This is a genomic window from Microcystis flos-aquae FACHB-1344, assembly GCF_014698375.1.
Lineage (GTDB): Bacteria > Cyanobacteriota > Cyanobacteriia > Cyanobacteriales > Microcystaceae > Microcystis > Microcystis aeruginosa.
In genome coordinates, this window is record NZ_JACJSW010000187.1 from 24,298 (window position 1) to 38,401 (window position 14,104).

Below are 14,104 nucleotides of genomic sequence, written 5' to 3' on the forward strand. Positions count from 1 at the left end.
AGGTGGAGCTGCCCGACCCTGCGCGGGCATGGCGGGGCTTGTACCCAAATTTTCGGTCAACTAATGTTAGCTTTTCTTGACAATTAATCATCCCTCATCACTTTTTCACTTTCATCAAAGCGGCCCGGGCCTGTTCGCGGTCATCGAAATGGATTTTTTCCGTCCCCAAAATTTGATAATCTTCGTGACCTTTACCCGCAATAATTACTCCGTCTCCCGGTTGCGCTGCTTGAATAGCGGTGTCAATGGCCAAAGCGCGATCGCTAATTACCTGAACAGTAATTTCTGAGGGAATGCCAGCGACGATATCCTCAAGGATTCGTTCGGGAGACTCTGTGCGGGGATTATCGGAGGTAACTATGGCTAAATCTGCTAATTCTGCGGCTATTTTACCCATTAACGGCCGTTTTGTCCGATCTCGATCGCCACCACAACCAAAAACACAAATCATCCGACCGGAAATAAAGGGTCGGGAAGCTTTTAAAACATTCTCTAAACTGTCGGGAGTATGGGCATAATCGACAATGACGCTGATATCTTGGTCAGGCGCGATGCTAACCCGTTCCATCCGCCCCGGTACTCCTGAAAACTGGGGAATTTGACTGATTACTTTCCCTAAATCTACACCACATTCTAACACTGCTGCCACCGCCGCTAAGAGGTTAGCTAGATTATATTGACCCACCAGAGGAGAAGCAAAGGCTATTTCTCCTTGGGGAGTCACCATCACCCCTTGAACTCCTGTGGGTTGATAGTGTAAATCTTTAGTATAAAAATCGGCACGAGCATCGGACACACTATAGGTTAAAACCTGTTGAGGAGAGAGGGAGGCCGCTAAACGTTGACCGTAGGCATCATCAAGGTTAATAATCGCCTTACCTTGCAGATAATCGGGACTAAATAATTTAGCTTTAGCGGCAAAATAATCCTCCATGTCGAGGTGATAATCGAGATGGTCCCGGGTGAGATTGGTAAACACCGTCACGGGAAAAGTACAACCCTGTACCCTTCCCTGGGCCAGTGCATGGGAACTAACTTCCATGACGGCGATTTCATTGCCGGCGCTCACCGCTTTGGCCAAACTAGCTTGTAACTCGTTAGCGAAAGGGGTGGTATGATTAGCGGTTTCTTGGAATCCTTGCCAACGGGTGTAAAGAGTCCCGAATAAAGCGGTGGGAATCTCTGCTTGGCTGAGAAAATATTCAATTAAATGGGTGGTGGTGGTTTTGCCGTTGGTTCCCGTCACACCGATTAATTTTAGGGTAAGGGCCGGATAATGATAGAATTTAGCAGCGATCGCAGCAGCGGCAGTAACTAAATCTGCCACAACCATTACCGAAGCATCCTCCGGGGGGGGAAATTTAGCTGCGGCTGCCGGGGAGATAATCGCCGCTACGGCCCCGGTTTCCAAAGCGGAACGCCAAAATTCGCCCCCATCGACGCGAGTACCGGGTAAACCGATAAATAAATCTCCCGGTTGACAAGCATGGGAGTTGGTGGAAATTCCTGTAATCTCGGTAATAGAAGCGATAGGAGAAGAAATCGGGGAAACCAGAGGGATAGTTGTTAAAAGTTCTTGTAGTTTCATAGTCAGGATTGAATCTAAGGATTGCTGCTTTTAGATTAGCCGATCATCAAAGAGGTTCCTAGGCTATTAATTTAACGATAAAAAAACTCAGCAGTAAGGATAGCAACCGCGATAAGCTAAAAAAAACAAGGCTATAGCTTGTCAACTATTGACGATTTTCTGCGGAGATTTTCGGGATATTTATATGCAATTCGTCGATTTTCTGGCTCTCATTCATCCTGTCCTAGCGATAGTGGTCGTTTTCCCTATTATCGGCCTCGTAGTTAACTTTGCTTGGCAAACCCGTCAACGTCGCTTAGAAACCAACGCGGGAAATAAAAGTAAAATTCCCCCAGTAGTCGGGCCAGAACATCTACGCTTAGGCCGCTGGTTAACGGGTACAGTGGTAGGGGTTAACCTTTTAGCACTAGCTTACTCGGTCGTTTACGGTTTTAATGGTTTTGTTGATCAACAAAAAGAGGGAAAATTAGACTCCTTTCAGGTCTTTTTTGTGATTTTGATGTTTTTTGTCACCATTGCCTCTTTGGTCTGTCTCTACCGCGCTAGACAAGCTCTCTGGCGCGGAATTTTTGCCAGCTTGACCAGCATGGGTTTAATTATTATCGGTTCTCAGGATGGGGTCTGGCGACTCTCGTCCCAATGGTACTGGTCTCACTACTATATCGGCATGGCGGCATCATTACTGATGATTTTCTCTCTGGCAATTGTCGAAGATATCTATAAAGACCGTTCCCATCGTTGGCGCATCGCCCATACAATTCTCAATTGTATTGCTCTGGCTCTCTTTCTGGGACAAGCGATGACCGGTTCGAGGGATTTGCTGGAAATTCCCCTCAGTTGGCAAAAACCGGCAATTTATCGCTGTGATTTCACCAATAAAACCTGTCCTGAACCGAAATCCTCAACCCCCCTTATCAACCCGATAAGTTAAACTTTTTTAGGGACTGGGAGAGGGAGAGGGTGAAGGAGTTGAGAAAGTGGGTACACACTCAGATTTACCCGCAGCGGTATCGATGGGTTCCTCACACCAATTGGCAATCTTATCAAGTTGGGGAAATTCGGGTTTCAGGTTTTGGATTAATTTAGTCCATTCTACCCCTTGGGTCACAGCTACAGCACCGCTTGAGGTACAGCCTAAAATTTTGCCCCAATTTTTACCCCAGGCAGCACCGATAAAAGTACCATTATCGGTTTTACCGAGGGAATAGTCAGGAGCAAAGATAAACGCTTGTAGTGTTTGGGTTCCTTTCAGACAAATTTGCGGCGCAGCGGAACCTAAAATAGTAGGGTCATTAGAGGCATAAATTTGTAGATTGCCCGGGTTACAGCCAATCGCACTACCACAATTATGTTCGATGGCACCGTTAATATTACCTCTAACATAAAAAACTACCCGTTGCCCCGGAGTAATGGTAATCTGACCGCTACTCAAGTTGATATTATTAACGATATACTCGTACACTCCGCTGGGAGATGCTGTGTCTCCCGTTCTGGGAAAAGTTTCAGAACTGGTAAGTACCAGGTCTTTCTGACCAGAGGGAAGGCCAGTGGGAATCGGCGGTAAATCGGGGAAAAACACACCGACAAATTGCGCTTTGTAGGGGGGATTGGGTGCGGGTGTGGGCTGTTGAATCCTATTTTGTTCAGCCTCACATTTTGGACTCACCACCTCCTCCACCACATCCCCTTGAAATCTAGCACCATCGTCCGCCGTTCCCTCACTTATCCATAAAGCTGGGACCGTGTTGCGGTTAAATGCGGGGGGAGGGGAATCAAGAATAGGGATAGTTACCACCACACGGTTACGGGAGGCAGCATTATCGTCACTATCTATATTGAGATCAGTGTTAGTTAGGACTGTTGCGGCACTGGTGCGAGAACGTCCTTCGAGGGTGAGAACTCCCTGGCCAGGCCCAATATAATAATTGTATTCAACCACGCGATAATAACTATTATTACCGAGATCAACCCATTTATCTGCGCTCAAATCTCTTAATTCATCGATTTTTTGCTTCAAGGTATCGGCATCGTCAGGATTACTACAGGAGGGGGCGGCGGCGACTAATTTTTTTAAATGTTTTTGTAAATTGGTGGGATTAGTAACCACATCATATTTGGCGTTCTGCCAACAATTGTCACCAGGAGGACAATTCCTCTTAACCGTCGCCATAACTCGAACGCTATTGAGTAGATCCTGCACCCGCGTCACCCCAGCTTCGGAACTTCTTAAAGCATCAGCCCGGACTTTTTGGGCAATTACTTTCGATTGGTCCCCTTGGGCGCGCATTATCATAGTTATTCCTGTCACCATGAGGATGAGTCCAATTAACACGGCAAGAGGCAAGGCAAACCCTTTTTCCTTATTAGCCATCAGGTGAAGACATAAACGATTGTTCATAAGCCAGTCCATCTAAGAATGGTTACTTCTATTATAATAATAAATAGCTGGTTATAATTAAATTGAAGATGGATTTTGGGTTCGATCCCCCCTGCCCCGCTTAATAAGGGGGTGCAGCTCCCCCCTTATTAAGCGGGGTATCTGACAGTTTTGGCTCTTCGGTTTGTGTTATGCAATGGACGGAGGTTATAAGAGATGGAACCCTTATAGAGAAAGGCATTTAGCAATTTTTGTCAATTATTTTTGATCTAGAGCGAACTAATCAATTAAGTCTCTTGCCAGATAAGGATTTAGTCTATTTATGCCCCCCTATCGAACCATAACAAGTCCCGAAGAGCCACAGTTTTTAACACCTAACTACTGATCAAGTTTTGCTCAAGTGACAACTGTGATAATACAGGAATAGCCATGGGAGTAAAATCACAGACAAAAGCCAGTTGATACGATAATCAGTCGTTAGTTTTTCGATAAGTATTTTCGATTTTTGACTGAATTAAAGGGCTGTTTTTTGATTCAGAATTGCCCGCCAAATCAAGCCGATACCCCGAAAAAAGCTGATAATTAACAACCAAAGGGATTGTAATTCTCCCGCCGTATTTTTCGGTGGCCAGCGATGGGGACGACAGAATAGAAAAGCGATTAGTTTTCTCTGCTCTGATAGGGTCAGTGGCTGGAATTTAAGGGTTGCTTGCCAGATTTTTCCTCGTTTTTCTAGATTGACTAGATGAGCCAATAAGCGCAAATCTTCGCCTAAAATATCTAGGAGTAATTTTTCTGAGTATATGGGTTCACTCAGGTTAATTTCTGCTCCTATTTCCGAAATTTTTTTCAGATTGCCCTGTATAATTATATCCGCTTCTGTTATCAAGTTAACAGGATATTCCAACAATTGGTATTGAGTTTCTAGGGTGAGGGGAGCTTCCAATAAAGTCACTAAAGCAGTCATGATAATAACCACATTATATATGGCCAAAATCAAGCCAAAATTGAGGGGACTTTCTTGATAATTGTGATGGCGTAAATTAAAGAAAATACTAATTAAATTAATGGTGAGAAAAAACAGTAATGGGTAGGATAAACGCCAATTATATTGATAATTTTTACGAGCAATTCCCTTCGGTGTCACCTGAAATTCTTTGTCAAAGGGTTTCCAAAGAACATGGAGAACTGTTAGGGATGTTGGTACACAAATAATCATCGATAGTACCTCAGAAAAAATAATGGAGCGCGAGCGAGAATTTAACCAGTGATAAGTGGCTAACTGCAGCATCATGTAGGGTAAAAATATATAGATTGTCTCATCGATAGTAATGTTCAAAGGTACGATATAACCAAAGGTATAAAGGAGAGGAATAAGTAGAGAAAATAAACGAGCTAAGGGAGAAAACCAAGATAATATTCCTTCTAAGTGTGCCAATCTTTGAGGGAGAGTTAATCCCGCAATTTTTAGGGGATTAGCTTTGATAAAAAATGCCTGTAAAGTTCCCCTTGCCCAGCGCAATCTTTGCCGTAAATAAGCGGATAAACTTTCGGCAGATAAACCAGTACTGAGTTTTTCATTTAAGTAAATAACTTCATAACCTTGGGCAGAGATAGCAATCCCAGTGAAATAGTCTTCACTAATAGATTCTGTATTGAAGTAGTCCACTTCGTCTAATGCTTTTCTTCTGACAATAAAAGAAGTGCCAGCACAGACAGGACTACCCACCCCATCTTTAGCCGGTTGGATATGACGATAAAATAATTCTTCGTCGGGAGTAACGATATTTTCTAAACCTAAGTTATGGGCAATAGGATCGGCATTATAAAAGCTTTGGGGCGTTTGCACTAGGGCAATTTTGGGGTTTTGAAACCAGCCAACAGTTCTTTCTAAAAAGTTACGACAAGGGATAAAATCTGCGTCAAAAACTACCACTAATTCCCCTTGAGTTTGTCTGAGAGCATGGTTTAAATTGCCTGCTTTAGCGTTTTTTCTATCCTCACGAGTCAGATAATGACAATTTAATTTTTCTGCCAATTGATCAATTTCTGACCTCTGGGTATCATCGAGAATATAAATATTTTTATGAGGATAATTAAGGGCTTGACAACCAATAATAGTTCTTTTTAAGATGAAGGCTGGCTCATTATAGGTGGGAATCAAGATATCTACCGTGGGCAAATATTGTTTATTGATCACTGCTTGGCTATAAAAATCAGCTTCTTTGCGTCTATCTTTTGTGGTTAAGACTAAAACTAACTGAATCATGCTACTACTTAAAACCATCATCTCAAGGACTAAAAGTAGTAAACTAAAAAAGCCATTGAGAGGGGTGGAAAGATTTAAGGTGGTCAGAATTCTCCAGAGTAGATAGCGCAGGGTGATAGCTAGAGTGATAGAAATAATGACTAATCTTGACCAAACTTGCGGACGCGGAGACAAGAAAATGATTAACTGCCTAAAAATTAGCAGGATAACTGTGGGTAATAATAATTGATAGCTATGAGCAACCGTGGGAACTTTAATCCAAGCAAATGGATTAAAAAAATCTTCTACTAAGCCAAGGATTAATCGATCAATATTGTGTTCTGGCCAACATAATGATAAACTGACCATCATTAGCCCGCCGATCACTGCTAACATAATTAAAATAACTGATATTATCGCTAAAATCGACTTGAATACGGAGGAATATGCTGGTTTTTGAGGGAATGGAAAAATCGATTCTTGGTTAGACATAAATCCCCTTCTGAGTAAATAAATCTAACTACATTTTACAATTCTTAACAAAAACCTGGGCATTGTTGGCAATGACAGGAGCGCTCTCCACCAAAATGCTACATTTTGTATCAAGCCGAAGATGAAACTGGCAAGAAAAAGTGTAGAAATAGTATACTTCGGTTAACCGTGAGGAAAAATTAATCTATGATAGCCGTCAAAATCGCCGTTGTTAGCGCTCTCGTTTTAGTTGTGGTCAAATTCGTCGCTTCTGCTCTAGGCAAAGGCAATATACCCCTGCTTAATCAGGCTGTCACCGTGATTTTAAGCCTTTTTATCGGTTTTGAGTTGATTCAACTAGGACAAGCGGTGATTGAAAAGATTAATTAAGGGCTAAACGGGCCAGATAGAAGCTAGTAATAGTTTTAGCATCGATCGATTCTCCCCCTGCGATCGCTGATTCCATTGCCTCAAAACTCATCAAAACCACTTCCAGATCTTCATCGGCATCTTGAGCGGGGGGCAAGCTTAATTTTTCCAGATCCTGGGCTAGAAAAGCATAGATGTATTCATCGGAATAACCGGGTGCCAGGGCAAATTTACCCAAAGATTGCCAATTGTGCGCCCGATAGCCCGCTTCTTCCTCTAATTCTCGTTTTACCGTCGTAGCGGGGTCTTCTCCTTCATCAATCGTCCCGGCGGGAAATTCCAGAATTCGAGCTTGCAAACTAAATCGATACTGACGTACTAAAACCAATTGACCTTCCTTGGTGATTGGAACTGCTAAAGCGCCACCCGGATGACGGACACATTCCCATTCTCCCTCGACACCGTTAGGTAAACGCAGTTTCGAGACTTCAAATTGAAAGACGCGACCTTGATAAAAAAGACGTTGTTGGAGAAATTGAGGCGGTTCAGACATGGAAAATTTGCAACTAGGACTTTAAGAATTAATATCAACAAATGTTACCTTTGTCACCGGTGTTAGGAAGCGGGTAGAATTATCATCTAACGGCCAAGGAGAGATTCAGGTTATAATGGGAAATGCTGTCTTTACAGGTTAAATCTTTTTCGAGAAACCCCATGGCCAAAAAATCGATGGTAGAACGCGAGAAAAAACGCGCTCGTCTCAGACAAAAATACGAAGCTAAACGGACGGAACTAAAAGAACAATTCCGCACCGCCGAAGATTTTGAAGAAAAACTGGCAATTCACCAAAAATTACAGGAATTACCCCGCAATAGCGCCCCCAGTCGTCACCGCAACCGTTGTTTAACGACCGGCAGACCGAGAGGATACTATCGCGATTTTGGTTTATCCCGCAACGTTTTACGGGAATGGGCCCACCAAGGTCTTTTACCCGGTGTGGTCAAGTCTAGCTGGTAGTCAGAAACAACATCTAGGGAAAATACTGGGATAGAGGCGTGTTTTTTGCGTCTCTATTGCTGTTTTTAGGTAATTTTAGCGATAAAATAAAAACTCTCGATCGAGCGATCGAGAGTTAACCATGAATAGAAAATTTACCTAGACTACAGTAGCAGCTTTACGGGCAGCGGCGGCCTCATCGGGATGAATACCGAGACGGGTGAGATTGAGACGACCTTTACTATCGATCTCCCGTACCTTGACTAACACCTCATCCCCCACGGCCACTTCATCCTCGACCTTGCCGACACGTCCCTCGGCCAATTGGGAAATATGGATCATTCCCTCTTTCCCTGGCAAAACTTCCACAAAAGCGCCGATTTGGATAATGCGAGTCACGCGACCGAGATAAACCTCACCCTCATTGAGTTTGCGGGTCATATTGTAGATCAGTCGTTTAGCTTTTTCGGCCTGTTCTCCATCGGTGGAGGAAATGGTGACAGTACCATCGTCATCGATATCGATTTTCGTGCCAGTCTGTTCAGTAATCCCTTTAACCGTCTTACCACCCGGCCCGATTACTAACCCGATCAGATCCGGATCGATCTTGATCGTCAATAACCGGGGTGCGTGGGGAGATAATTCCGTGCGCGGTTTTTCTAGGGTCGCTAACATCTTCTCGAGGATATGTTTGCGGGCCGGTAAAGCTTGTTTGATCGCCTTGGCCACCACTTCCATGCTTAAACCGGGGATTTTCATATCCATCTGGAGAGCGGTGATGCCGGAATCAGTGCCAGCCACCTTAAAGTCCATATCTCCCAGAAAATCCTCGATACCCTGGATATCGGTCAAAATCCGCACTTCTTCCCCTTCTTTAATTAAACCCATGGCCGCACCGCTCACGGGTTTTTTCAGGGGAACACCGGCATCCATCAGCGCCAGGGTGGAACCGCACACGGAACCCATGGAGGTGGAACCATTAGAAGAGAGGACTTCCGACACTACCCGCAGCACATAGGGAAATTCCTCCTGTGGGGGAAGGACAGGTACGATCGCCCTTTCCGCTAAAGCACCGTGACCGATTTCTCGACGGCCGGGAGAACGCATGGGACGGGTTTCACCGACGGAAAAGGGTGGGAAATTGTAGTGATGAAGATAGCGCTTTTCGTCTTCGGGATGGAGATCGTCGCCCAAATCCTGAGCATCACCGGGGGTGCCCAGGGTGGCGATCGAAAGCACCTGGGTTAAACCGCGATTAAACAGGCCGCTACCGTGAACCCGGCGGGGTAAAACTCCCACCCGGCAAGAAATCGGGCGTACTTCGTCCAGTTGGCGACCATCAACCCGCACCCCATCCTCAATAATTTGGGCGCGCATCAGTTTTTTGGTCAGATCCTTGAAGAGATTACCGATTAACTTCGGCTCTTCCAGCGTTGGAGATTTTAAGGGATCTTCATCGGGGAGAGCGGTTATAGTTTCCTTGATCCGATTTTCGATCGCCGCTAATTTCTCATCCCGTTCGGTTTTGCTGAGGGTAAACTGAGAGAGAATCTGTTTAATTTCCTCTTTAGCTTGTTCTTTCAGGAAATTATGCACGGTTTCGTTTACTACCGGCGCTTCTCGGGTGACGAGGGGAATACCCAACTGATCGATCAATTCCCGTTGAGCGGTGATCAGGTCGCGGACCGCTTCATAACCAAAATCGATCGCCTCAATAATATCCCGTTCTGGTAACTGATTAGCTCCCGCTTCGATCATCACCACCCCTTCGGGACTACCGGCCACCACTAGATCCAATTCTCCGTTATGGATTTCCTTGTAGGTGGGATTGATGATAAATTCATCCCCCAGTAAACCGACGCGCACCGCTGCCATCGGTCCTTGGAAGGGAATCCCTGCCAACAGAACCGCCACGGAGGCTCCGGTAACGGCCAAAACATCCGGGGGTACTTCCTCATCCATCGAGAGGGTCGTAGCGACCACCTGAATATCATCCCGTAGCCAACTGGGGAATAGAGGCCGCAGGGGGCGATCGATCAAACGACCGGTCAGAATGGCTTTTTCCGGGGGACGACCTTCACGACGCAAAAATCCTCCCGGGATGCGCCCGGCGGCGTATAATCTTTCTTCGTAGTCAACGGTCAAGGGCAGGAAATCTACTCCTTCTCTGGCTTTGGCTGTGGTTGCTGTCACTAAAACCGCCGTTTCTCCCGATTGGATCAGAACACTACCGCCAGCTTGGGGGGCTAAAAGCCCTATTTTTAGTCGAATATCCCTGCCATCAAAGGATATTGACTTGTCAAACTCTTCCATGTAAAGTTATATTCCTTTCTTTCACTTTTCTCTGTGCTGTGGCAATCCTAGCATTTTTTGTCCCCCTTTCTGCCAGGTTTAGTATTCAGTGATCAGTGATCAGTGATCAGTTATCAGTTATCAGTTATCAGCTTTTTTCTCCCTGCTCCCATCTCCCATCTCCCCCGCAACGCGCACGAAGTGGTCTCCCAACTACCCCACTACCCCACTACCCCACTACCCCACTGATAACTGGTTACTGGTCACTGATAACTGAAAATACTCCCCACTACCCCACTGATAACTGGTTACTGGTCACTGATAACTGAAAATACTCCCCACTACCCCACTGATAACTGGTTACTGGTCACTGATAACTGAAAATACTCCCCACACCCTACACCCCACTTTTAAACAGAATTTAAGATTACTTGCTCAAACGAGCCAAAAAATGATAGTTTCAGATATAGGAATAATCTGGTTAAGAAAAAAAATGTCTTCCCTTGCCGCTTGCTGGCCTAAAAATATTTCTAAGTATTAGCAAAACTGACTGACTGTCAGCAGTTGAGCGGGATTTTTCCTAGCTCGCAGAACTCCAGACAAAGAAAATTAAGACAATTAAAAGGATTGCGTCTCTATTACCTCTCAGACGCTTCTAATCCAGTGAATTTGCGGGTTATCTTCAAATTAACCCCGTTTAACCCTATTTGTGGCTATCGATTATGGCTGAAAGTTATTTACTAGACAAACTGCAATCTGTAGAACAGACCTACAAAGAATTAACCCGTCGTCTAGCGGATCCCGATGTCACCAGTAATCCGGGTGAATTGCATCGTCTGGCCAAATCCCGCGCTTCCCTAGAGGAAACGGTCAACACCTACGAAATTTGGCAAAAAAGTCAAGAGGATTTAATCGGTGCGAAACAAATCTTCAAAGAATCCGCCGGCGATCCCGAATTACGGGAAATGGCCGCCCGAGAAGTGGCAGAATTAGAGGAAAAAATCGCCACTTTGGAAGACCAATTAACAATTCTGCTGCTGCCCCGGGATCCCCTCGATGAAAAGAATATCATGCTAGAAATTCGTGCTGGGACCGGAGGTGATGAGGCCAGTATTTGGGCGGGGGATTTAGTTCGCTTGTACTCAAAATATGCCGAAACTCAAAACTGGAAAGTTAGCCTTTTGAGTGAATCTCAGGCGGATATGGGAGGATTTAAAGAGGCAATTTTAGAGATTAAAGGCGATAACGTCTATAGTAAGCTGAAATTTGAGGCGGGAGTCCATCGGGTGCAGCGGGTTCCTCTGACGGAAGCGAGTGGTCGCGTCCACACTTCCACCGCTACCGTGGCAATTATGCCAGAAGTGGACGATGTGGAAGTGCATATCGATCCCAAGGATATTGAGTTAACCACGGCTAGATCCGGGGGGGCAGGCGGTCAAAATGTCAATAAAGTGGAAACTGCCGTCGATTTAATCCATAAACCCACGGGAATCCGGGTTTTTTGCACCGAAGAGCGCTCGCAATTGCAAAACCGGGAACGAGCTATGCAGATTCTCCGGGCGAAACTGTACGATATGAAGTTACAGGAACAACAGGAAGCGGTCAGTTCCATGCGACGCTCTCAGGTGGGAACTGGTTCCCGTTCGGAAAAAATTCGCACCTATAACTATAAGGATAATCGTCTCACCGATCATCGCTTAAATCAGAATTTTTCCCTCGATCGCATTTTAGACGGCGATATCGAAGAGGTGATCCAATCCTGTATCGCCAAGGATCAACAGGAAAAACTGGCGGAATTAGCCGCTGCCCAAGAGACAGCTTAATCAGGACAAGGGAGACTCCGAGACGGGAGACAGGAGATTATTTTTATTTATGCTCCCCCCGCTCCCTTCTCCCTTCTCCCCAACCCGCAACAGCCAAACCCCTTGCTACTTTTTGACTTTAGACCTCTCGCATAATTAGGGTCTGCGGCAAAAAGTAGGGGCGAAGCATTCGGGCAATAACCTATCGGTGAAACCGTAGATTTTCTATCCGAATGCTTCGCCCCTACAGGACGCGGGCCGATGAAGACGCCAGGTTTTGAAGCACGATTCTCTCAAAATCTTGCACCTGTGGGAGCAAGAAAAGCCACAAAACCCTTACCATGCCTACATTTCACATTTATTCAGCCAGCCCTAATTAATTTTTGATGATTCAAAAACGGCAAAAATAAGGATTAAATGGCATAAAATCTATGAATAGACCATTTAATTGCTTATTATTCATTCTTAATTCTCCTGACTACTGACGACCGGCTCCTAACCCTAACAACAATTTTTGATTTTTACAAGAGGTGTTTTTTACCTAAAATGTCGGATGAATGCCCCCGCTAAATTTTTCGACAAGACATCAACCTTTGCGGGGGATGAAATCCGACCAGGATATTAACTGCGAAGCACGATTTTAATACTACCATCTATGGGTAAACTGTGTTATAATTAAACTATCCAATGGTCGAGGATTAATCAATGCTAGTCGTAGAAGCCAAGTTAAAAAACGGAACACCAGAGCAATCTCAAAGACTAGATGAAGCTATTAAGTACCTAAGCAAAATTAATTACACATATCTAACCACCTCTTGCCTCTTGCCTCTTGCCTCTTGCCTATCTTCACTAGGAAATTAATTTTGCACGACTACTTAAAACTTCTCAGTTTGTGCGTAACTATTGTGTTCGTTATTGTCTGGACAATAAGGGGACAACCCGCAATGATCTCCAAAAACTTTGCGCGGTACTAGCTAACAATAAAGAGACACCATGTATTAATAAATTAAACTCTCAAGCTCGTCAATCGGCTGCTGATAGAGCCTGGCAATCAATTAATAGGTTTTATCAGAATTGTCGATGCTCAGATACCAGGAAAAAAGGTTTTACTCGGTTCAAAAAGCCTAGTCGTTCGGTTGAGTATAAACTAACAGGCTACCAACTATCTGATCAGCGACGTACAATTAAGTTTACTGATGGCTTTAAAGCAGGAGAATTTGATTTATGGTGTAGTCAAAAGACATTAGTTTATTATTCAGAGCAACAGATTAAACGGGTAAGAGTTGTTAGACGTGCTGACGGTTATTATTGTCAGTTTTTAATTGAAGTAGAACGGCAAGAATACCATAAACCAACGGGACAAATAACAGGAATTGACTTAGGACTAAAGGAATTTTATACCGATGCCCAAGGTAATACAGTAGAGAATCCACGTTATTTAAGCAAGTCAGAAAAACGACACGATTTCGTCAAGGAAACAAACAGTCTAAAAACTATCACAAGCAACGGATAAAAGTAGCTAGGCTTCATCTTAAAGTGTCAAGACAACGTAAAGACAAAGCAATTAAAGACGCTTTGGCGTTAGTCCAGTCTAATGCTCTGGTAGTTTATGAAGCTTTAAAGGTAGGAAACTTAGTTAAAAACCGTAAGCTTGCCAAGTCGGTTTCTGATGCTTCTTGGTATCAATTCACTGAATGGTTTGAATTTTTTGCCAAGATTTATCGGATTGTTTGTATTGCTGTACCACCGCATTTCACTTCTCAAGATTGTTCAGTTTGTGGGACGAGAGTTCAAAAAACATTAAGCACTAGAACTCATCAATGTCCTAACTGTCAAACAATCTTAGATCTGGACTTCCCCCATACAGAAATACTAAAAAATTAACAAAACCCTTACTGCAGGTCGCTTCTCAGAAAAAATTGAAAAGACGCTACTGGGTACATTTTCCCTTTGAAAATGGC

10 protein-coding genes and 1 pseudogene are annotated in these 14,104 nt (G+C 44.3%); 6 read left to right on the plus strand and 5 right to left on the minus strand.

The window, feature by feature from the left end:
• Positions 1 to 97 precede the first annotated feature (97 nt).
• Positions 98 to 1,588 (minus strand): UDP-N-acetylmuramoyl-L-alanyl-D-glutamate--2,6-diaminopimelate ligase, encoded by a 1,491-nt coding sequence (locus tag H6G48_RS18750; protein WP_190722813.1) that lies wholly within the window; start codon positions 1,586 to 1,588, stop codon positions 98 to 100.
• 184 nt (positions 1,589 to 1,772) lie between these two features.
• Between H6G48_RS18750 and H6G48_RS18755 the strand changes: the two genes are divergently transcribed.
• Positions 1,773 to 2,519 (plus strand): DUF4079 domain-containing protein, encoded by a 747-nt coding sequence (locus tag H6G48_RS18755; RefSeq protein WP_190722814.1) that lies wholly within the window; start codon positions 1,773 to 1,775, stop codon positions 2,517 to 2,519.
• A 6-nt stretch (positions 2,520 to 2,525) separates the two neighbouring features.
• Here the strand turns inward: H6G48_RS18755 and H6G48_RS18760 are convergent, their stop codons facing one another.
• Together H6G48_RS18760 and H6G48_RS18765 are read right to left on the minus strand one after the other, a co-directional pair.
• The gene (locus tag H6G48_RS18760) at positions 2,526 to 3,986 is read right to left on the minus strand and encodes a hypothetical protein (RefSeq protein WP_190722815.1); all 1,461 of its coding nucleotides are present in this window, start codon (positions 3,984 to 3,986) and stop codon (positions 2,526 to 2,528) included.
• A gap of 493 nt (positions 3,987 to 4,479) precedes the next feature.
• Positions 4,480 to 6,705, minus strand: a complete 2,226-nt coding sequence (locus H6G48_RS18765; protein WP_190722816.1) for a glycosyltransferase — start codon at positions 6,703 to 6,705, stop codon at positions 4,480 to 4,482.
• A gap of 186 nt (positions 6,706 to 6,891) precedes the next feature.
• Between H6G48_RS18765 and H6G48_RS18770 the strand changes: the two genes are divergently transcribed.
• Positions 6,892 to 7,074, plus strand: coding sequence for a hypothetical protein (locus H6G48_RS18770; protein WP_002759616.1), 183 nt, complete (start codon positions 6,892 to 6,894; stop codon positions 7,072 to 7,074).
• Here the strand turns inward: H6G48_RS18770 and H6G48_RS18775 are convergent.
• The gene (locus H6G48_RS18775) at positions 7,067 to 7,606 is read right to left on the minus strand and encodes an NUDIX hydrolase (protein WP_190722817.1); all 540 of its coding nucleotides are present in this window, start codon (positions 7,604 to 7,606) and stop codon (positions 7,067 to 7,069) included. The genes H6G48_RS18770 and H6G48_RS18775 overlap by 8 nt on opposite strands.
• A gap of 161 nt (positions 7,607 to 7,767) precedes the next feature.
• Here H6G48_RS18775 and rpsN point away from each other — a divergent pair, with 161 nt between their 5' ends.
• Positions 7,768 to 8,070: a 30S ribosomal protein S14 gene (gene rpsN / locus H6G48_RS18780; RefSeq protein WP_002796120.1), complete on the plus strand. Its 303-nt coding sequence runs from the start codon at positions 7,768 to 7,770 to the stop codon at positions 8,068 to 8,070.
• A gap of 138 nt (positions 8,071 to 8,208) precedes the next feature.
• Here rpsN and H6G48_RS18785 read toward each other — a convergent pair whose 3' ends face one another.
• Positions 8,209 to 10,362 (minus strand): polyribonucleotide nucleotidyltransferase, encoded by a 2,154-nt coding sequence (locus H6G48_RS18785; protein ID WP_190722818.1) that lies wholly within the window; start codon positions 10,360 to 10,362, stop codon positions 8,209 to 8,211.
• 543 nt (positions 10,363 to 10,905) lie between these two features.
• On the opposite strand from H6G48_RS18785, the gene H6G48_RS27245 reads away from it, so the two are divergent.
• From H6G48_RS27245 to H6G48_RS18795, 3 genes and pseudogenes are all read left to right on the plus strand, one after another.
• Positions 10,906 to 11,085, plus strand: a complete 180-nt coding sequence (locus tag H6G48_RS27245; protein WP_341275517.1) for a hypothetical protein — start codon at positions 10,906 to 10,908, stop codon at positions 11,083 to 11,085.
• Complete coding sequence (gene prfA, locus H6G48_RS18790; RefSeq protein ID WP_190722819.1) at positions 11,064 to 12,164, plus strand: peptide chain release factor 1; 1,101 nt, start codon at positions 11,064 to 11,066, stop codon at positions 12,162 to 12,164. Before H6G48_RS27245 ends, prfA begins: the two co-directional genes overlap by 22 nt.
• Positions 12,165 to 12,848: 684 nt before the next feature.
• Positions 12,849 to 13,997 (plus strand): annotated as a pseudogene (locus H6G48_RS18795) (RNA-guided endonuclease InsQ/TnpB family protein); the annotation flags it as partial.
• Positions 13,998 to 14,104 lie beyond the last annotated feature (107 nt).